Below are 22163 nucleotides of genomic sequence, written 5' to 3'. Positions count from 1 at the left end.
TACTTTATGAATAATCTATCTACTGAATATGAAAATATCTTTTATTATTTTGATTATTAAAACATGTACTAGATTTATAGTCTGATTTATGATAGTATTTCTAATTAAATAATTAAGTTGAAATTACTGGTAATTCTATTATTCAAACTTTTTATTGAAATCAGATTGCCATCAGGAGGAAACAAAGATGAAAACATTAAGCAAGATTAGTAACTTTGCCACAAGTACGTTTGCGCTTTGGGTAATTATCTTTGCCGTACTTAGCTTCTTAATGCCAGGAGGGTTTGCTTGGATTGCACCACATATTTCGCTCTTACTAGGAATTATTATGTTTGGGATGGGACTTACCCTTTCTGTAGACGATTTTAAAGGAGTTTTTCAAGCACCGAAAAGTGTTCTGATCGGGGTGGTCGCACAATATACAATCATGCCACTCACAGCATTTGGACTCGTATATCTATTCAATTTACCACCAGAAATCGCCGTTGGGGTAGTTTTAGTTGGGTGTTGCCCAGGTGGAACCGCATCGAATGTTATGACGTTTTTGGCAAAGGGAAACACAGCATTATCAGTAACAATCACAGCAATATCGACATTGCTTGCACCAATTTTGACTCCTGCATTAACCCTTTTGCTTGCAAGTCAATGGTTACCAGTATCATTCATGGCGATGTTTATTTCGATTGTTAAAGTCGTATTAATTCCAATTGTTTTAGGTGTCGTTGTTCGCTTACTATTTAGTAAACAGGTCGACAAGAGTGTTGCAGCATTACCACTTGTTTCGGTTATCGGTATTGTTGGAGTGGCAGCGGCTGTTGTTGCAGTAAATAAAGAATCCATTATTACTTCAGGTCTTTTAATTTTTGCTGTCGTTGTACTACATAATTGTCTAGGACTGCTATTCGGATATTTATTAGCAAAATTATTGAAATTTGACTTTAAAGATCAAAAAGCTATCTCGATTGAAGTAGGGATGCAGAACTCGGGACTTGGAGCATCGCTTGCCATTGTTCACTTTGAGCCAATTGCAGCTGTACCGAGTGCGATATTCAGTGTATGGCATAATATCTCCGGGCCACTACTTGCAACATGGTGGGGGAAGAGGGATAAAGGTAATGAAGACGATAAGAAAGTAGCTTAATCTATTTAAAGATGTAAAGCGTAAAAAAACCTGTATGGCGATGGTCAAGCATTCGCCCATACAGGTTTTTAAGTATGTTTTATATTCGAAAAAATTCAGGAAGTGCCAGGCACCTACCTGCTCTCATTCTTTAATGCTGTCTTAATATACCCAAGGAATTCATTTGCTTTCTTCACGGGAGCTTTTGTTAATAAGCTCACAATTACATATAAAAGAGTTGAAATCACGATTCCCCAGATGCCGGATGCAAGTCCGAATGGTTTTATTTGTGTTAGTTCAATCATAATGACGATTAACCCACCAATAATAACGCTTGTTAGAACCCCTGCAGCAGTTCCTCTTTTCCAGAAAAAGGTACCGATTATCGCTGGAACGACCACTAGTAATCCAGCGGAGGATGCTACGGATAGCACTGCAATTAAATTCACTTGCAGCTTTGCGAAAAGAAAAGCTAGTATCGCAATGATAGGGATGACAATTTTTCCTACTCGAAGCTGCATCGTATCTGTAGCGCCTTTTTTTAAGTTTCCATAAACATCGCGAGCAAAAAGGGATGATAATGTAAGCAGGATCGAATCGATCGTTGATACTGCTGCCGCCATAATTCCGACCATGACAATGGCTCCTAAAATAGGTGGTATTAAGTCAGAAGACAATAGTAATGGTGTAGCTAAATCGGCATTTTCTAAGCCAGGGAATTTAATAGCTGCTGAAAATCCCCAAACGATTGCAACCATTGTATAAATAAATCCAAAGATCATAAAGCCCATTAACATCGTTCTTAAACTTTTTAAAGATTTCGGCATATAGAGTCTTTGGCTCACTTGTGGATTGGAAAGACTAAAGAAAAACCACGGTATCGTCATCCCAAGAAAAGTTGTGAAGCTCCAGAACCCATTACCAGGTACTGTGAGTAACTCGTAATGATCAGTTTCTAACGTATGTAAGAAATCTCCTAACCCACCCAATTTACTTATAATTATAATTACTACTACGGTCGACGTAATAATCATAAATAATGATTGCAGGGAATCGGTCCACGCTACAGAACGAATGCCAGCGATAAAAGAAAATACAATGGCAAGGACCGTTGCGATAATGACTCCTGTTGTAAAGGATATTGCATTGTCTGTCATCCCTTGCAATAAATATCCTACACCCGCGAGCTGTACCGCACTATAAGGTATCAAAAACAAACAGCTAGAAATCGAAACAACAATCGCAACGGCTTTATTATCATAGCGATCACCTAGCATTTCAGAAGGTGTAACATAACCGTATTTTTTGCCGACTAACCAAAATCTAGGACCAAAGAAAGCAACTAAGGAAACTCCCATTAAATAAATAAGTTCAAATCCCAATGCGCCAACCCCACCCATATAGGTAAGTCCTGCTAGACCTACAAGCATAAACGCACTATAGGTTGTTGCACTGTAACTTAGTGCTGAAACAAAGCCATTTAATTTCCGGTCCCCGATAAAATAACTGGACATACTCGTTTGTTTTCCACTTCTTGATAAATACGCAACAAAAAGGGATGCCAATACATAAATTGCAATTGCCCACCATACATATGTTGTACTCATCTCTATTTACCCCAATTCCTAGAAATAAAATAATTAATTCCAATAACAATAAGTGTTAGCACGATCCATAATAATAAACTACCATACCATTTAGCTACTCCCGTAAAAATGGTGTATGGCAGAATATAAGCTAATAAAATAATAATGAAAATCGCTAAAGCCCACTTCCATTCATTTGTTTTCAAACCAATTCCCCCTAATATTATGTGTAATATTTCACTTAGTTTTTCCTGCTGAAAGATAAATCACTTTTCCACAAAGTATAATAAGTATAATATCAAATAATGATTATTTTGACTATCTAATTTACTTAATTCGAGTTAAGTAAAAAGAATAATAACCAAATGTAATTTAACATATGCGCAATGAAAATTGTCACAAAGAAGCTTGTGGTCGCTTGATTATTTTGAGTTATTATATTGCAAGTTCAATTAGAACGAAAATAGGTGCGCCCTCAAACTTTTTCATTTAAATGATTACTTGTAACTTTAGACTATCGTCTTGCATACTATATTAATACATAATAAAACAGCTATTTAAAATCTAAAATATCAATACTCTGAATAGAGGACATTGTAATAAATGACCATTATTCAGGGTAGAGTTTACTAGTACTTTCATATGATCATTAACAGATCTTCCAGATAACATCAATGAACAATGTAAACGGATCCTTGAACTTGCGGGGGATGATCTAACGATTTATGTGTCGAAACAAGAAGAAAATGTATTACTTTAAATGAGAAATAAGGGATTCCGAAAATAAACTGTCAAATATAAAAGAAAAACCAAGAAGGAAGTCGACTTTCAAGGATTAACAAAAGCAAGATACCAATTTTAAAAATGCACCTGAAAAATAGGGAAAGGTTTATCTTTCAGGTGCGGAATGTGGGATCTAACAATCCATAACGGGCACAAGAATGGTGAGGTATTTGCTATGAAGTCAATTCCCATGTTGTAAATCAGTCTCATTCAAACACTATTTTTTACAGGGTGGTTGGTGATCATCCATTGGAAACTCATTTAATAAAAACTCCAATACGATTTCTTTTTTAATAATCAACCGTAAAATTCTTTCGAGTTGACGAGGATTCGCACGCCCTGAAACTGCATCTAGTGCATTTGCTAATGACTCTTCCATGTGTGCAACAGATTTTAGAAATGCTTCTTGAGGTGTCATATACATTTCTCTCCTTTCTTTCATATTATGATATTGTTATAGAGGGAAAGGGTATCGGTATTTGCCCTATTGAATCTAAAATTGATTAAATAGCCTTTTGAAGGGAAAGTCCAGAAGATTAACTAATGTTAGTCTGAGTGTTTGACGCTTATTTTTAAATACACAATATAGTCGAATTCATCGTATTATTAAATCTGGTGATCTATCTAGAGCATATAAATTTACGTAACATATAACAAATACAAATATAGAGGAACTTTCTCATATTTTCCGTTTATTTCATTTATACTCCTTTATTTATTGACTGGACTGTTAATAATAGATGATTGTTAACGGTCCTAATTTTGGTAATAATACCACTAATTTTTTCATATTATAGCTTTTCTATTTTATTATTATAGTTTCGTAATAGGGTGAAAACCAGCCTATCACCGTTCAAATTCGATACCATAGTCCTATTATTTCAGAATAAGTTAGTGTGTACCATCACATGATAGCATCTCTAACATCTACCAATCGTTTTTTGGCCAAATCAAGCCGATCAGATTTGACTCCGAAATAAAACTTAATTTTCGGTTCCGTGCCAGATGGACGAAGAAAAATCGAGGAGTTATCGTCAAGTTTGTATTTTAAAACATTGGACTTGGGTAAAAGCATCTGCTCAGAATTACCAGTTTGAACGAATTTGCGTTCACCCGTTTGATAATCTTCAAGGATTTTAATGGGACTTCCAGCTACGTCTTAGGCGGGTACTGCCTAAAGTGTGACATAATCTTTTCGATGTGCTCGTTGCCTTCTTTTCCTTTCAGCGTTACCGACTCTAATCCTTCCTGGTAATAACCGTACGTTTCAAAGAGATCCATTAGCGCATAGTATAATGTTTGCCCTTGTTTTTTGTAGTAAGCTGTCGCCTCCGCAATAAATAAGCATGCCTGGATAGCGTCTTTGTCCCTTGTGAAGTCGCCAATTAAATAACCATAGCTTTCTTCATAACCAAACAGAAATTGGTGGGATCCATCTCGTTCGTATTGCCCGATTTTTTCACCGATAAATTTAAAACCCGTCAGCGAATCGACGGTTGATACGCCAAAAGTTTGGGCGATTTCCCTTCCTAGTTCAGATGTCACAATAGTTTTAATAATAATTCCATTATGTGGAATTATTTTTTGCATGCTTCTTTGTGTCAGTAAATATTGTAAAATAATGGCTCCGGTCTGATTGCCGGTTAACACGGTATATTGACCATCTTGGTTTCTAACCGCCACACCGAGACGATCAGCGTCAGGGTCAGTAGCAAGTAATACGTCGGCATTGACTTCGTCTCCATATTTTATGGCCAGTTCGAAGCTTGATGCTCTTCAGGATTCGGCATTTTAACAGTGGAAAAATCGGGATTTGGTTGGGCTTGTTCCTTGACAACAGTGACGTTTTCAAAGCCCCAATGATCTAGTCCCTTGACGACAGGTTGATAAGCCGTCCCGTGTAACGGAGTAAAAACAATCGTTAAACGGTCTGACATTTCTTTTATTATATCAGGTCGTAGCATTATCGTTCGTAGTTGGTCTTGATAAGCTTGGTCGACGTAGTCACCAATTACAGTCAATAAACCAGCGAATTTTAGTTTCTCTACATCAGTTGATTCGACAGCCAATTCATTATCAATACTGTTTACATAATTAATGACTGAATTAGCCTCGTTAGGTGGTAACTGACTGCCTTCCTGATTATAGACTTTATAACCATTATATTCTGGCGGGTTATGGCTCGCTGTGATCACGATGCCTGAGAACGCTTTTAAATATCTGACAGCAAATGAAAGTTCGGGCGTCGAACGAAAGGATTCAAATACGAAACACTTGATACCATGCTTCCCAATCGTCGCAGCGGCCTCATATGCAAATCTTTGTGAATTATGTCGTGGATCATATGCGATAACAACACCGCGGTGCTTCGCTTCATTACCGTGACTCGCAATGTATTGCGCTAGCCCTTCCATAGCTTTTCTAATTGTATAGATATTGACTCGATTGGTTCCAGGTCCTAACTCTCCCCGCATGCCGCCCGTTCCAAAAGTTAAATTTTTATAAAACATATCTTCCAATTGCGTCGAATCATTGACAACGTCGTCTAACTGTTGCTTTAGCGTATTATCCAAATTTTCATGTGCCAACCAACGGTGATAAGCGTTTTCCCATTTCATGTTATTCATTCCCCCTATGTTCTTTTATAATGGTCCGTTGGAGAAGTTAAATTTATACTCTCTAACATTTTATTAAGTCGTGATTAATTGTATGATCCTCCAGTAGCGATTGATTTCCATGATTTATCATTTGTTAGGTAGTAAATCGCCTTATTAATTAGATCTCCATGGTCAAGCCCCAAAGAAGATCGTTTTGTTAAAATTGTACAATTAAATATATATATAGTAGTTCTCCAAAATGAATAATCCAACAAGCTGAAAGATACCATGGATCGCAATATCGAAGGTCCGGTTATTCATACTTCTATTCATAATAGCCCCAGGATTCCCCCAAATTTATATTAACTTGAGGCCTTTAAAAACCAAATTTCGTGAAATCTATAAAGAATTTACGGTTTAATGAATCTGTACAGACTGATTACATCAGAAGGTCATTCATCCAAAAAGTGCCTGTTTAAGGTAAGACAAGTTACTGGTGGGTTTCTAAGGAATAAACTAGTAAAAAGCTTGGAGGATCATATCTTTGTATGGCAGATCAAGGAAACGCGCTTTTTAGGAGGAATGAGTATATGGGGCATCTTATTGAAAAGTATAATGAAGAATATTTTTTGGGTGGCAAGGATTTACTAACAAATAATGATTTTGGATTGTTGGGTTATGAAGAGTTTAAGGGCAATAATACGCATCAACGATTTGTGGATGCGTTTAAATTTATTAAATCCTTTGCGGGACACCTCAAAAATAAAAGTGTGTTAGAAATTGGATTTGGGAGAGGAGAATTAATTCCCTTATTTCTAAAAGAAATGATCCAAAGTTATCATGGTGTTGATTTCAGCAGTACAGCTTTGAAAATCGCAAAAGGGCGATACACCGATCCAAAAGTAAAATTGGAAAAGATGGAAGCAAAGGATTTAAACGAAGAAACTTCTTATGATGTCATTGTATTAAATCATATCGTGGAACATATCCCGGTATTTGAAATGGAGGAAGTCTGGCAAAAAGTAGTAAAAACATTGAACCCAGGTGGCATCATCATGTTAGGTACACCGTTATACGAAAACTCTAATGAGGCTGACCCAATGGAAGACAACCAAGCAACGATGGGTATCAGTTGCAACAAACAAACAATCGATACAATTTTAAAGATGTGTAATCGACACGATTTGCTTTGTGTAAAATGGGAACAGAACTACTTTGGATTTGTACAAAAAAGGGAATTTTCTTTAACCTCAACTGATATAAAAAGTAAATTAATGAAACATTGTATAACGAGTGACGCAGGCCGTTTATTAATCGGTTGCGTGGCGGAAAACACCCCTAAATATCGTGAACAGGCGCTAAGGCTAGTCCAATCCATTCGTTGGTTTGGTGGAAGTATGGCGGGTGCAAATATTGTGGTGTGTATGGTGGAAGAGGTAGCTCCTTCATTTGTAGATGAATTAGGTAAGTGGGGGGCGTTTGTTAGAGTGGTTGAACGCTTTAGTACAGAACATGCCCCTTCGAACAAGTTTAGGTTTTTTGAATTACCTGAAACTGTATTTTATGACACGTTAATGCTGATGGACTGCGATACTATCATCGTTCAGGATCCGTTAAAGCATATTAGCGGAGATAAATTCCAAGCAGCGATGGCAGGAAAACCAACTGTATCACATGCAGCTTTTAAAAAGCTTTTTTCTCATTATCATCTTCCCCTTCCAACACAGCAATTTAAGGCCGCTTTCAATTCTGAACCGATGATTTGGTACTGCAACGCCGGCGTACTTATATTTCCGCAAAAAATGTTGCCATCCTTTTTATCCAAATGGGAAGAATATGTCCATGATCTAGTTGAAAATAAACACCTACTTGACAAATTCTTTTTCTGCGAACAAGCCGCCCTAACCTTAGCCTATTTTACAGAAGATATTCCTTTTGAAGAGTTACCAAAAGAAATGAACTATCATCTGAATCCGAAAATTATATATAAAGGGGATAAGGTTGACCCTATTATTATTCATTATCATAAATATATTAATGATAATGGTTACCTAATGGAAAATACACAGGATTTCCATTTACTAAGAATGGTTAAGAAGTTTAATAAACGCTTAAGAGAATATAATATGAACAAATTTGAATAGCCCGAAACGAACCTTTTTCAAAACGCAGACAAAGTGTTATAAAAAGCCGACGTTCTTCGGAAGGAATGACCGCCGGTTTTAATATTGCTAAAAATCACCCAATTTCTTAATAAGGCTAACTGAAATTGAACAAAAATGATTGGTAGGATGAAGTATGAAACACAGAAGTTATTGTCCGAGATGCTGAGTAATTCAAGGTAAAGTAAATTTGATATGCAAGAAGTGTGGGAAAGAATTAAAAGAAATTGTATTTGAAATTCAACACGAAGAAAGTGAAGAGTGGGATATAGCGAACAAAAAGAATGATGGGGAAAACTCACTAAACGAAGAAAAATAATAGCTATTAACTTCTGTATCTGGTAAGAATAATTCGGTTAAAGCATTGAAAAAAGACCGTGTTTATAAATAACGGAACCCGCTAATTTATAAAACCGATCTTTTTTATGTTATCCATTGTATAAATATTCCATTTGCGACAGCTAGTTGACATTACGTTTTTTATTTTGCTGATAGTCAAGCGTCTTTTCCTTTTAATACAGCTGGTCTTCCAATAGAATGATATTCAACATTAAGTTTTTTAGCGTCCTCTAATGAGAAACAATTTCGTCCATCAAAAATTACAGGTTCTTCCATCAATTTATTTTCCACATACTCTATTATTTCGTCCCATTCTGTTAAGATGAAAGCAAGGTCAGCGTTCAATAGGGCTTCTTCTAAAGAACCTGCATATTGTATCTCTTTTGGAAGGATGGCTCTTGCTTTCTCCATTCCAACTGGATCGTAGGCAATGATGTTGGCGCCTTCTTTTATCAATTGTTCTGAAATAGGGATCGATGGTGCCCCCCTTATATCATCGGTGTTTGGTTTATAGGTTAATCCTAATAAAGCTAATCGTTTTCCAACGAGATTCCCAAAACGTTCTTTTGCCTTTTTTAAGAGTACAGTGTGCTGTAATTCATTTATCTCAATAGTGGACCTTATAATCCCGAGATCACACTGTACGTTTTCCGCCATCTTAACCAGTGCTTGCGTATCCTTTGGAAAGCAGGAACCGCCATAGCCAATTCCAGCACGCAAAAAATGAGAACCAATTCGCCTATCTTGCCCCATTCCCTTTGCCACGTCATCAATATTGGCCCCAATTTTTTCGCACATATTTGCCATTTCATTGATAAAACTGATTTTCGACGCCAAAAATGCATTCGATGCATATTTGATCATTTCAGCACTATAAATATCTGTTTTAAATACCGGGACACCGAACGGCTTATATATTTTTTCAAGAATGCTAGCTGGCCCATCATTCTCTGAACCAATAACTATTTGATCTCCATAAAAAGTATCTTTTATGGCTGAACCTTCACGAAGAAATTCAGGATTTGAAACAATCTCCACTTTTAAATCAGTAGTTAAATTTTCCAAAATCAATTCTTTGATATACATATTAGTACCAACAGGAACAGTACTCTTTGTCACGATGATAACATCATTTTTAATATTATGTGCAATGTCCTTCGCTGCCTGGACAATAAATCGAAGGTCCGCTGATCGATCTTTCTTTTGCGGGGTACCTACAGCTATATATATAATTTTCTTATTAGCTAGCCCTTCTTTATGATTTACCGTGAAGTGTAACCGTCCATTATTGATATTGGATGTCATTAACTCTACTAGTCCCGGCTCATAGATCGGTGAAATACCAAGGGCCATTTTTTTTACTTTTTCTTTATCAACATCAATACAAGTTACCTCATGACCGATTTCGGATAAACAAACACTTGTGACTAAACCAACGTATCCTGTACCTAATACAGCAATATCCAATAATACCACTTCCAATTTTCAATTTTTGGATGTACCAAAGTTACTAATTGTCTTATATCATCAATATATGGACAAATATTTTTGGCGTTATAGATATATGACCCATTATATAACAATAAATAAAATTCGTAATAAAATAGCCTATTAAAATGGAGAAAGCTATTTAGAAGAACAACCTCTTTTTATTTTTATTTGAAGCAAGGTATAACGCGTATTCAAGGGGTTTAGTCAACGATTCATCATTAACTGTCCCATCAAGCGGAAAGGGGAGAGGATTTACTTCAAAAATCCATAAATGACCATTGTCATCCAAACCTAAATCGATACCCAAATTTCCCATATGATAGCCGTGATACTCGAAATCTTGACAAATGATGTGCCCAAGGGTAGTAATATCCTTTTCTATATCCTGCCACTTCTTGCTATCTTCAGGATACATTTTGATTAAATTATTAATCGTTAAGGCTGTTGCTACTTTGGGAATCATATGACTCCCATTTGTGGCGACACGGAACAATAATACAGACACTTCCCACTTTCCCTGGCCATTTTTATTCATGTTAAGCCGAATATCGGTGGTATTCTCTCCCCATGTCATCGTCTGAATACTTTGCTGGATAATATAGTCCTTACCGGAAGTCTTGACAGAAAACCATTCAAAGAAATCGTCGAATGACAGAAAATCTTTCACCTTCATTTCTTGCCTTTTTGCAAAAAATACCACTATTTTTTCATTGTTTTGCAGTTTGACTCGGAAAATCCCTCTGCTACTGTGTCCTTTAGTAACATCAATTGGTTTTAAAATAATATCCTGGTAGTTGTTCAAAAATTGTTGCAGGTTCGTTTCATTCTTCAATTGCTGTGTGTCCGGAAGGGAGCGTTGGAGAAAGTCATCTTTTGTAAGTAAATCCGAGGCTTGCCATTTATCGAATATAAAATTGTTAAAAACCTTTCGGCCAATGATTTGCTCAATTTGTTCCAGTATTTCTTTTTCAATATGGCATTGTACATAAACTACGTCAGGGAAAGAGAAAATGCCTTCAATCCAATTTCTTGTTTTCTTTTCAAAACATTCCCCTTTCACTTGAAAATTTTTAAAATCCAAATCTTCAACATGAAATTTTATAAAGGAAGCATTACCATGGAATCTTTTAATTCTTCTTTCTACTAATTCACTCATCAATCGTTTCTTCTTCGACACACAGATGCCTATCACTGGTTTATTTACGCTAGTGTTATTCATACTTTTTTATTCTCCTTTCGAAAAAGCACCCCAGGTAGAGGTGCTTTTTTAGAATTTCTTGTTAGGACGTAATGTTAATATCTAAGGTGACTGTTCCAAGTCCTTGCCCAGGGACCGTAAATAGAACTAACTGCGGGATTGTTACAGGACATGGCAGTTGGATGTCAATTCTCGCTTGAACGGCGTTTCCAACAAGTACTTCAATGATAAGCGGGATAAAACCAGCCGAGTTTTTTGATACATTTGCTGCGAAAACAATTTTCGGGAGATTATCCAAATCGTTTTCCGTCCCATTAATACGAATTTTGGGATTATTAGCAGTGATTGTTTCGGCTAAAGCGTTTATTTCGACGAAACACATATTCATTTTTCCCATTGTTATACTAACTCCTTTCATTCATTTTATTGTTATTTATTTAAGAGTTATCCTCTCATTTTTAGATTATGTCGAAGAGAGGTAAGAGTTTGGACAAAAGTTCCGGTAGTATTATGAACGATTAATTAATCTAATCCAGTTTGAATTTAGGCCTATTTTGATGTCAATGCGTTAAATGAGGGCATATCATATTATAATTAATAGAAAATTTGCATTCAAAGGAGTTCCCTATATGATCCCTGATGATCAACTTCTAACAGTAGATCAGGTTTTGGAAAAGTTAATCAATTCAATTGAAGAGAGGAATCCATTTTCTCTCGTACGTGTGGGTGATGGCGAGAATATTGTTTTAGCCCAAGATTCCGTTATGACAATCAATAGCGTTTTAAATGAACGGTGGGCACAGCGAGCAAATCAAGACAGGAGATTGAAAGGGGTTACCCTCCCAAATCTAACCTTAAGAGATCAAATGGTGGATGCTATAAAGGCCGCCGACATCGTTGGCATACCTTTCTACAATAATGATCCCATTCTGACTGAAGATCGATTAAAACGTGAGTTAACCGATCAAGTATTTAATCATTTTCAAATTGATCCTCAGTCGGTATGTCATACTTTTGTAAACAGGGTTTTTGCTCAAAAGAAGACTTTTTGGAAGGCGTTAAGAAACAAGAAGATCATGATTATCGGTCAGTGGTCAGAACAAGCGGCTCACCTATTAAAAGAAAAGCCTTATAAACTAAATATCTGTATGAAAATACCTTTTAGTCACTATGATGAAATGGCGCAGACATTAGAAACAATTAAGTTAAATAAGGAAAACTTTGATATTGCGCTGATTTCTTGCGGTGTCAATTCAGTAATCCTTGCACAGAAAGTTGCTGAGGTGACAGGTAAGATTGGCATTGATTTCGGAAAGTCGTTAATGTTTATGGTAAAAGAAAAGGCTGGATTAACTCATTCTTCTAAAAGAGCAAACATTGATTTACTACCTTGATCTTAATATAAATATAAGTGATGAAAATAGAACTTGTTAACCCTGATAGGCATAGTCCTATCAGTGTTATTTAATTGGGAATAAATTATTAAGGATTGTAATGGATATGCCGTGACAAATAAATTGTACATCCATAGATTAAAATTATGCAAGATTTGATAGAACAATTGAAAGAAAGGAGGAGAATTGTAGTGAAAGTAACAAAAGCAGTTATTCCTGCAGCGGGTCTAGGCACTAGGCTTTTGCCGTCTACGAAGGCAATGCCGAAAGAAATGTTGCCTATTATTGATAAGCCAACAATCCAATATATTGTTGAAGAAGCAGTTGCAGCAGGAATTAAAGATATTATTATCGTTACTGGAAAAGAAAAGAAAGCAATTGAAGATCACTTTGATACGTCCTATTTATTAGAGGAAATATTAAAAAACAAGGGAAAAATAACCATTTTAGAGGAACTGCAAGACATTACACGTTTAGCGAACATTCATTATACTCGTCAAGGTGTGCCGAAGGGTTTGGGACATGCGATTTGGTGTGCAAGAAGTTTTATTGGCAACGAACCGTTTGCCGTTTTATTAGGAGACACACTTGTCAAAGATAACAAATCATGTTTAAAAGAAATGATCCATTTGTTTGAAGAACACCAATCATCAATCATCGGGGTTAAACCTGTTAATAAATCCGAAGTAAGTCGTTATGGAATTGTGGATGTAATAAAGGGGAACGAACCACTTCAAAGGGTTTGTAATTTGGTAGAGAAGCCAGAAATTGGAGAGGAACCATCAAATTTAGCCATATTTGGTAGGTATGTCCTTACGCCAAGAGTTTTTGACTTATTAGAGAAACAGAAGCCGGGGGTCGGTAATGAAATTCAGCTAACGGATGCCCTTGCAACACTACTTGATTATGAGAATGTCTATGCTCAGACTTTTGAAGGGAAAAGCTATGATATAGGTGAAAAGTTAGGCTATCTTAAAACCATTATCGAATTTGCAATTGAGAGAGACGATCTAAAAAAGGATGTCCTTCAATTTCTCGAGGAAGTCATCACAAAAAGTCGTTAGCGATAGCTGATAACATTACGAAACCGATGAATCTCTCCACTGCATACATTCTCCCCAGGAATGAAGGCCCACCATCGAATTTCAGAAGTTAGTTCTTATAAATGTAGGTTAAAAAGAAGAGGGTTGGCATAGGATAATAATAGTCAAGAAACAGCCTGAATTTTTTAAGCGATTAGAAAGCCGCATCTATAAGAAGAAAGGTGATGAAATGGATAAAATCAACAATAAAAATTTAATTGTTACGGGTATACCGAGAAGCGGCACAACATTGACAACAGCGCTTATTGATGGCTTATCGAACAGTGTCTGTTTGAGTGAGCCAGCTTGGCAAGCACGACTGTTTAAGGAGACAAGTAATGTTAACGAGTTGGTTCAACAAATTGAAAAAGATTTTGTGAAGACAAGGGGAAGAATAACAAATCAAGAGCTAATTGACGATCGACGACATGATGATGGGTTACCTTTAACAAACTATATTAATTATGACAAGAATGGTAAAGTGTCAAAAAGTAAGCACGCCAATCAATTTATTCTTCATGTTGATAACAAAGATTTTCTGTTAGGTATGAAGCACAATGCTCATTATACAAGTATTTTGCCTCATCTTGTCGAAAACAATTTTTTTTCAGTTTTAGCCACCATTAGACACCCCATTCCAACCATATTATCTTGGCAAAAGGTCAATTTTCCGATAAGCAAAGGCAGGTTACCCGGAGCGGAACGTTTTTGGCCAGAAATCAAAAAAAATTCGGACAGCACTGATCCTTTACTTGTGAAGCAAGTAAAGATATATGATCTTTTTTGTGAACGCTATTTATCATTAGCCGATAATATAACCCTTTTAAAATATGAAACAATCTTGGAGCATCCAACCGTTTTTGAGGATTTGACAAATAAGCGCTACGAAAAAGAAATTGATATCACTGATAGTAACAAAAACAAGCATTATCAATTAGAGTTGGTGGAGGACATTCGAGATCAGCTTGAACGCTATGCCCCACATGCATTAAAACTATATTCCTTGGATGATTATTAAGCTATTAAAACGGAAGGGAGAGAGATTATGGGCGACTTTACTCTAAAATATTCGGAAGCTTATTTCCTAGGGGGGGAAGATGTTGAAACACACCGACATTATGGCTTGTCAGGGTACAGCGAATTCAATAATAATGATGTTCACCAACGATTTATTGATATGTTTCATTTTATAAAGTCATTTACAGGTAATCTAGACGGGAAAGATGTTTTAGAGATCGGCTTTGGCAGAGGTGAGTTAATTCCTTTTTTTTTAAAGGAAAACAGTAAGGGCTATAACGGTATTGATTTTAGCAAATCGGCTTATAGAATTGCACAGGAGAGATACGCAGACCCAAGAGTAAAATTAGAGATCATGGAAGCGAAAGATTTACGGGAAGAGAATTCCTATGACGTCATTGTGATGAATGATCTGATTGAATACATTCCAGTATTTGAAATGGAGACCATTTGGGAAAAAGTTAAAAGTGCGCTGCGCCCGGGGGGATTTATTACATTAAGTTCACGATTTGTGGAAAATCCAAATGAATCGGACCAAACTGATGACAGCTATGCAACCATGGGAATGCATTGTCATAAACAAACGAAAGGGACCCTTCTCAGGACATGTCTCCAACACGATTTTATTTTTGCTAAATCAGACCACGAACACATTGGGTTCATTAGTAAAAAAGATCTATCACTATTCACAAAAGATGAAAAGGAAGATTTTCTTTCTACACATCATAATGAGCTATCTAAGGCAGGACTTAACATTGAAACCAATTATTCAAAAGAAACTCTTAGAGGGCTAGTACCAAATGCTGGCCGATTGGTGATCGGGTGCGTTACTGAAAACAATTCAAAATTTCAAGAGAGAACATTGCGATTGGTTCAATCGATTCGTTGGTTTGGCGGTGGGGTAGCAGGTGTCAACATTATTGTCTGTATTGTGGATGAGGCGGATCCCTCATTTGTAGATGAGCTAAAAAAGTGGGGAGCATTTGTGCGGATCGTTAAACGATTTAGTCTGGCCCATCCACCATCCAATAAGCTGAGATTGTTTGAATGCGCAGAAATGGTTTCATATGATACTATCATGTTTTTGGATTGCGATACGGTGGTTGTTCAGGACCCGACGCCATATATTGATGGGGATCATTTTCAAGCAAAAATTGCAAATGGACTCAGCGTACCTCATGACATATTCAAAGATTTATTTAAACACTATGGTCTCCCAATTCCAAATCGCGACTATCGAACGTCTAAAAATAATCAAAAAACGGTTTGGTATTGTAATACTGGCGTTTTAATTTTTCCTCAGTCTATCCTGAAAACGTTTTTCTCTGTATGGAAGAATTACACGGAGGATTTAACCGGTAAACTCAAACTACTGAAGAAATCTCACTTTTTTTGTGAGCAGGCTTCCTTAACTCTGGCTTATGTTAAAAATCCAATTCCATATAAACAGCTTACAAATCAAATGAATTGTCCAATGAGTGAGAAAGAATACGACCCTATTATTATTCATTATCGTAATTCAATAACGGATGATAACTATTTAAAAATAAGAAAAAATAATCCAAATTTACTAATGGCGAACCGAATACAGGCATTTAATAACCGTTTACGGGATTATCGCAAAGACTATTAAGCATCCAATATAAGTTAATGAAAGGAGAAGCGCCTATGGAGAAAAAGATTATTGATCAAGATATCATGCAATCGTTATCAAAAACAGAGTTCAACTATGAACGCCTGGAACAACCTGCCAAAAGCCAAGTAACTACGGTATCGGATTATAATAGGGATTTACTTGTAAGTGTCGGACGCGGCCATGGTGGATTATACACTTTTAATCCAAATAAAAACAGTTTCCAAAGAAAATACGAGGGCATATTTGCAGGCTTAATAAAATATAAAAATCAGTTTATGGCTTTAAAACAACCCAATGAATTAATTATTTTCGATGAACACTTAAATATAAAAAGGGTCGTAGAGGTTCATGACAAATCCATAAGTGGATTACACGGCATTAAGGTGTCAAATGATGGTTTGATCTATATCGTCGTATCGCAGCAAAACAAGGTGATTGTTTATGAAGAACAAACGTTGCAAAAACAGGCTGAATTTATATTGTCAACACCTGAAAATGATGTGCATCATATCAATGATGTTCTCGTCATAGAAGATAGCATCCTACTTTCGATGTTTTCGGTATCAGGTGGATGGAAGGATAAGTTACCAGAACAATGGGACGGAGCTATTGTAGCATTCGACCGTCATGATTTTAAGCCGAAAGGAATCATTATTGACAATTTAACGGCTCCTCATAGTATATCAATGAATGGTGATAATCTCTATTATTGCGATTCCTTAAATTTAAATGTTTCAAAGTTTGATATTGGTTTGAATCAGAGCCAAGTCGTGGCGCAATTTACTGGGTTTACCCGGGGGTTGCATTTTGATAATAATATTTTGGTTGTCGGTCAAAGCAAAATGAAGCACTTGCAGGATAAAAATCACAAATTTTCGAATGTTTCTGTCGATGGCGGTGTTCACTTATATGATTTTGACAAGAAAATTAGTCGATTTATAAAACTGCCTATTGGTAATCCGTATGCCATTGTTCCTTATTAGTATGACAACCATTAAAACAAATGGGAGGAAGAATAGATGATTGAAAAAAAAGATCGTCTCAAAAAGCCAATATTTGTTGTTGGTTGTATGAGAAGCGGTACAACCTTGTTGTCAAAGCTCCTTGGTGAACATCCAGGGATTATTCATTGTGGATTTGAACTCAAAGATATTTGGTCAACTGAAGGAAATGTCCCCATGTCTTCTCCAAAAACAGGTGACACATCTTGTCCATGTTTAGATGAGAATGATATTAAGCCAGGTCAGTTAGAACAATTAACACAGGCGTTTCATAAACGGATGGATGAAGTCATTAAAAAAAAGAAAAAGAACGAAGATGGCACTTTTTTAAATAAAAATCCACATTTTTGCAATAAGATGGCATTCGTTAATGGCTTATTTCCTGATGCCCGATTTATATGGATCTATCGAGACCTTCCAAATGTCGTGGCAAGTATGAAAAAATTATTTGATGATAATTCACATTATTGGCCGATACAAGAAAATGATGATGCTACACGATGCTGGATATATCATCCGGAAAAGTGTCCACCCGATGATGTCGATAATACTCGCTTTTTCCCTGGGGGAGATGTAAGATATCTAGCCGAATACTGGTATGAAAACAACAAAGCAGTTTCGAGGTTTTTAGCCAACCAAGAGCAAAATCGTTTTTTAATTATAAAAGAAGAAGAACTTATTGATAACCCTGGAGAGATTATTGATCAATGTTTTCAATTTTTGGATCTGCCAAAATATGTACCTGAAAAACTTATTCAAAAAATTGATAGTAACCGCAACAGCTTATGGCATGAACGATTGACAGATGCAGAATTACAATCACTGCACCATTTTGTTTTGCAGCAGGGCGCGAACTTAGACAATATCATCCCTGGCAAAGCATTATATATGCAATATAAGAAACAGATACTAAATGGATATGTAAGAAATAAAAAGATGTAAGGTGGGAGTGGGGATAATGATTATTTCTCATAAATATAAATTTATTTTTTTGAAGTCAAAAAAAACGGCCGGAACAAGTATCGAAATCTCGTTGTCAAGATATTGCGGTGAAGATGACATCATTACTCCAATCGCGCCAGAAGATGAGGAAATAAGAGCACGTTTCGGTATCAAACCGCAAAACTACATGGATGAAAATAATAAAAAGCCCAAATTTTTTAATCATTACGGAGCAAAAAAGATTGCAAATACTATAGGCAAAGATATTTGGAGTTCCTATTATAAGTTCAGCTTCGACCGTAATCCTTGGGATAAAGTTATTTCACATTATTACTTTAAATCCGGGAAATCTACGTCGGATATCAGCTTTGACAAGTACCTGAATTTGAACAAATTTAAGGATGCTTATAATTATCCGATCTATACCATTAAAAATAACGTAGTGGTTGATTTTCTAGGAAAATATGAAAATTTAGATGAAGACTTATCAAAAGTTTGTCAGAAAATTGGTCTTCCCTTTGATGGTTGGTTGCCAAAAGCAAAAGGAAACTTTCGTAAAGACAGGCAACATTATCGAACACACTATAATAAGGATCAGAAAGAATTGGTTCGACAATATTTTAAAAAGGAAATTGATTTACTTGGCTATGAATTTTAACGGTTATAAGTTTTGTGAAAAACGATAGCATCAATTTATTAAATACCAAAACACCCTTTGGAACCGTTCTCGGGGTGTTTTATTTTCTTGATGGCGATTGTCTAAATTTCTTAAAATAGTTATTTTCTTTATTCAAATTGCAGCATGCTCGCATAGTTTACTAACAGTTAGTTAAAAGAGTTGGTCACTTATTATTACAAATTGAAAAGGTATTGGAGGAAAGTTTGGTGACAAATATTAAACCCCATGGGGGAATACTGCAAATTAGAATGAAAAGTGAAAGTGATACCGATGATACTAATAAAGAATTGACGGTGTCCAAATGGACAATATCTGACATTGAATTAATTGGTATTGGTGGATTTAGTCCCCTTAGAGGGTTCATGAGTGAGAAAGACTTTCAAAGTGTTGTTAAGAATTTGCGTCTTTCTGATGGCACAATATGGAGTATCCCGATTACTCTTCAGGTTTCTAAAGAAGAGGCAGATCTATTAGACATTAGAGATAGGGTCGCTCTAAAAGGCGAAGATGGCATAACTTATGGTGTATTAACTCTAGAAGAAAAGTATACGCCCGATAAGAAAATGGAGGCACAATATGTTTATGGTACGACGGATGAAAAGCACCCGGGTGTTAAGCGTTTGGTAGAGAGTGGTGAGGTATATTTAGCTGGTCCGATTGTCATGGTGAACCGACCAAGCCATCAAGCGTTTGAGAATTTCTATATGACCCCTAGGGAAACCCGGGCGATGTTCTCTGAACTTGGATGGCAGACTATTGTTGGATTCCAAACTCGTAATCCTGTACATCGCGCTCATGAATATATTCAAAAACTGGCCTTAGAGAGTGTCGATGGTTTGCTTCTTCATCCGTTGGTTGGGGAAACCAAAAAAGATGATATTCCAGCGGAGATTCGAATGGAAAGCTATCAAGTGCTATTAAAGCATTACTACCCCGAAGGTTGTGTCAGGCTTGCAATCTATCCAGCAGCAATGCGTTATGCTGGACCCCGTGAAGCTATTTTACACGCGATTGTTCGTAAAAATTATGGATGCACACATTTTATTGTGGGGCGTGATCATGCAGGAGTTGGCGATTATTATGGCACATATGAAGCGCAAGAACTAATCAGTCAGTATGAAGAGGAATTAGGTATGCACATCTTCAAATTCGAACACAGTTTTTATTGTAAAAAATGTGATCAAATGACTTCGATGAAGACGTGTCCACATACAAATAATGAACGATTTATCCTTAGCGGTACTAAGGTTCGTGAATTGCTGCGGAATGGCGAATGCCCTCCTCCACAATTTACACGCCCAGAAGTAGCCGAGATACTTGTTAAAGGAATGCGCTAGAATGAGTGATGTAACATGACGTGGGACATGTGGTTTGTTTTATTGTTGGTCATTACCATGCTGGGTGGATTAATCTTTGAGATTGCACGTCAAGACCTAGTCGTGTTTGCCTCGCTCGTCATTTTACTAATCATAGGGATCATAACACCCGAAGATGCGCTTATTGGATTCTCCAACCAAGGGATGCTGACCGTTGCGCTACTATTTATTGTGGCGGGGGCTATCCAAAAAAGTCAGTTGCTCTCAAGATCAATTAACATGCTAACGAATAAACATCGAAGTCCTAGACACGCATTGTTGAAAATTTTGATACCCATAGCATCACTATCTGCCTTCTTAAATAATACGCCGATTGTAGCTACTTTTACACCGTTTATTCGAAAATGGTGTGAGGATCACAAAGTGCCCCCGTCTAAATTCCTTATACCATTATCATATGCCACCATCATAGGTGGTATGATGACGCTGGTAGGAACTTCCACCAATTTAATCGTTCATGGCATGATGATTAAAGACGGTTATCATGGATTTTCATTCTTTCAGCTGGCCATAGTAGGTATTCCGGTTACGATTGTTGGGCTCATATATCTTGTAACCATAGGTTATAAGATATTGCCTTCCTATTCGTTAGTTTCCAAAGATGTTACGTTACAATCGAGAAAGTACCTGGCGGAATTAGGGGTTGCTTCGAATTTTCAGCATGTAGGAAAAACAGTTGAAGAAGCAGGGTTGCGAGAGCTTAAAGGGCTTTTCCTTATTGAAATTTTACGAAACGATGAGAAAATTACGCCTGTAAAATCGACCACAGTCATTCATCAAGGTGATCAACTTATTTTTACTGGTGATGTTTCCACTATTGCTGAATTACAAGGAAAGAAAGGCTTAGATTTGAATCCAAATGCAAATGTGCCGGTTGAGACGTTAATCGATAAAAATAGTCGTGTCATCGAGGCTGTTGTTTCAAATCAATCAACTTTATTAGGAATACCACTTAAGAACACAAATTTCCGGAGTAAATTTGATGCAGCGGTGATTGCGGTCCATCGACATCAAGAGCTCATCAAAGGGAAAGTCGGAAACATTATATTAAAGCCTGGAGACACATTGCTGTTGCTAGCAGGTTCAGACTTTGAAAGTCACCGAAGTCATTTTCGTGATTTCTTTGTCGTCACACCACTTAAAAATCCCTTTATTTCAAACAATGAAATAAAAAAGGGTTGGTTCACACTTGCAAGCTTTGTAATCTTGTTGGTTCTCGTTGTTTTCCAGGCATTAACAATATTTAAAGCCATGGCTGTGGAGGTCCTGATTTTACTGTTTTTCAGAATCATTACACCACAAGAAGCCAAGAATTCCATTCATTTCGATGTTTTGCTTCTAATTGCGTCAGCTTTTGGTATTGGGGTAGCTATAACTAAAACAGGATTAGCAAACTACCTTGCTAATGGTCTGGTGGCGTTTACACAACCATTCGGAGTTGTAGCCGTTTTAGTTGTTATTTATTTATTGACCAACATCTTTACAGAAATGATCACGAACAATGCTGCGGCGGTCATTATGTACCCGATTGCAATGGCTGTGGGGAGTCAAATGGGTATTGATCCCATGGGTATGGCGGTGATTGTGGTAATTGCGGCTTCAGCAAGTTTTTTAACACCGATTGGTTATCAAACCAACATGATCGTGTATGGACCAGGCGGTTATAGATTTACAGATTATTTTAAGGTAGGGCTACCATTAAGTCTGATTGTGGTTGTTATCACCGTGACAGTCGTTTCACTGGTTTGGGTATAAAAAAT

General features: G+C 36.6%; 17 protein-coding genes and 1 pseudogene. 11 read left to right on the top strand and 7 right to left on the bottom strand.

What is annotated here, in order from left to right; translation table 11 throughout:
• The first annotated feature begins 187 nt into the window (after positions 1–187).
• Positions 188–1141 carry a bile acid:sodium symporter family protein gene (locus CWR48_RS17490; protein WP_115774610.1) on the top strand — a complete coding sequence of 318 codons (954 nt, stop codon included), beginning with the start codon at positions 188–190 and terminating at the stop codon, positions 1139–1141.
• A gap of 113 nt (positions 1142–1254) precedes the next feature.
• Here the strand turns inward: CWR48_RS17490 and CWR48_RS17485 are convergent, their stop codons facing one another.
• From CWR48_RS17485 to CWR48_RS17470, 4 genes and pseudogenes are all read right to left on the bottom strand, one after another.
• A complete protein-coding gene (locus tag CWR48_RS17485) occupies positions 1255–2727 on the bottom strand; it encodes a sodium:solute symporter family protein (protein ID WP_115774609.1) in 1473 nt (490 codons plus the stop codon).
• Between the two features lie 2 nt (positions 2728–2729).
• A complete protein-coding gene (locus CWR48_RS17480; RefSeq protein WP_115774608.1) occupies positions 2730–2912 on the bottom strand; it encodes a hypothetical protein in 183 nt (60 codons plus the stop codon).
• A gap of 794 nt (positions 2913–3706) precedes the next feature.
• Positions 3707–3907, bottom strand: coding sequence for a hypothetical protein (locus CWR48_RS17475; protein ID WP_115774607.1), 201 nt, complete (start codon positions 3905–3907; stop codon positions 3707–3709).
• Between the two features lie 486 nt (positions 3908–4393).
• Positions 4394–6107 (bottom strand): annotated as a pseudogene (locus tag CWR48_RS17470) (phospho-sugar mutase).
• A gap of 527 nt (positions 6108–6634) precedes the next feature.
• Here CWR48_RS17470 and CWR48_RS17465 point away from each other — a divergent pair.
• Positions 6635–8230, top strand: coding sequence for a class I SAM-dependent methyltransferase (locus CWR48_RS17465; RefSeq protein ID WP_115774606.1), 1596 nt, complete (start codon positions 6635–6637; stop codon positions 8228–8230).
• Positions 8231–8743: 513 nt separating this feature from the next.
• Here CWR48_RS17465 and CWR48_RS17460 read toward each other — a convergent pair.
• The 3 genes from CWR48_RS17460 to CWR48_RS17450 all read right to left on the bottom strand — a co-directional run bounded on the left by CWR48_RS17460 (position 8744) and on the right by CWR48_RS17450 (position 11673).
• On the bottom strand, positions 8744–10054 hold the full coding sequence (locus tag CWR48_RS17460) for a UDP-glucose dehydrogenase family protein (RefSeq protein WP_115774605.1): 1311 nt from the start codon (positions 10052–10054) through the stop codon (positions 8744–8746).
• A gap of 163 nt (positions 10055–10217) precedes the next feature.
• The gene (locus tag CWR48_RS17455) at positions 10218–11234 is read right to left on the bottom strand and encodes a YheC/YheD family protein (RefSeq protein WP_170140799.1); all 1017 of its coding nucleotides are present in this window, start codon (positions 11232–11234) and stop codon (positions 10218–10220) included.
• Positions 11235–11358: 124 nt separating this feature from the next.
• Positions 11359–11673, bottom strand: coding sequence for a hypothetical protein (locus CWR48_RS17450; RefSeq protein ID WP_115774603.1), 315 nt, complete (start codon positions 11671–11673; stop codon positions 11359–11361).
• 232 nt (positions 11674–11905) lie between these two features.
• Between CWR48_RS17450 and CWR48_RS17445 the strand changes: the two genes are divergently transcribed.
• From CWR48_RS17445 to CWR48_RS17405, 9 genes are all read left to right on the top strand, one after another.
• Positions 11906–12670, top strand: a complete 765-nt coding sequence (locus CWR48_RS17445; protein ID WP_115774602.1) for a GT-D fold domain-containing glycosyltransferase — start codon at positions 11906–11908, stop codon at positions 12668–12670.
• Positions 12671–12861: 191 nt separating this feature from the next.
• Positions 12862–13734: a UTP--glucose-1-phosphate uridylyltransferase GalU gene (gene galU, locus CWR48_RS17440; protein WP_115774601.1), complete on the top strand. Its 873-nt coding sequence runs from the start codon at positions 12862–12864 to the stop codon at positions 13732–13734.
• Between the two features lie 208 nt (positions 13735–13942).
• Positions 13943–14770 (top strand): hypothetical protein, encoded by an 828-nt coding sequence (locus CWR48_RS17435; protein ID WP_115774600.1) that lies wholly within the window; start codon positions 13943–13945, stop codon positions 14768–14770.
• Positions 14771–14797: 27 nt separating this feature from the next.
• Positions 14798–16402 (top strand): methyltransferase domain-containing protein, encoded by a 1605-nt coding sequence (locus CWR48_RS17430; RefSeq protein WP_115774599.1) that lies wholly within the window; start codon positions 14798–14800, stop codon positions 16400–16402.
• Positions 16403–16437: 35 nt separating this feature from the next.
• On the top strand, positions 16438–17388 hold the full coding sequence (locus CWR48_RS17425; RefSeq protein ID WP_170140798.1) for a DUF4915 domain-containing protein: 951 nt from the start codon (positions 16438–16440) through the stop codon (positions 17386–17388).
• A 36-nt stretch (positions 17389–17424) separates the two neighbouring features.
• The gene (locus CWR48_RS17420) at positions 17425–18348 is read left to right on the top strand and encodes a sulfotransferase family protein (protein WP_115774597.1); all 924 of its coding nucleotides are present in this window, start codon (positions 17425–17427) and stop codon (positions 18346–18348) included.
• A 16-nt stretch (positions 18349–18364) separates the two neighbouring features.
• Positions 18365–19006, top strand: coding sequence for a sulfotransferase family 2 domain-containing protein (locus CWR48_RS17415; protein WP_115774596.1), 642 nt, complete (start codon positions 18365–18367; stop codon positions 19004–19006).
• Between the two features lie 227 nt (positions 19007–19233).
• On the top strand, positions 19234–20364 hold the full coding sequence (sat, locus tag CWR48_RS17410) for a sulfate adenylyltransferase (protein ID WP_425453916.1): 1131 nt from the start codon (positions 19234–19236) through the stop codon (positions 20362–20364).
• Between the two features lie 15 nt (positions 20365–20379).
• Complete coding sequence (locus CWR48_RS17405; RefSeq protein ID WP_115774595.1) at positions 20380–22158, top strand: SLC13 family permease; 1779 nt, start codon at positions 20380–20382, stop codon at positions 22156–22158.
• Positions 22159–22163: the final 5 nt, after the last annotated feature.

The organism is Oceanobacillus arenosus (genome assembly GCF_003369575.1).
GTDB lineage: Bacteria > Bacillota > Bacilli > Bacillales > Amphibacillaceae > Oceanobacillus > Oceanobacillus arenosus.
Note: the sequence above shows the minus strand (reverse complement) of the source record. Positions and strands in the feature narration are given on the sequence as shown.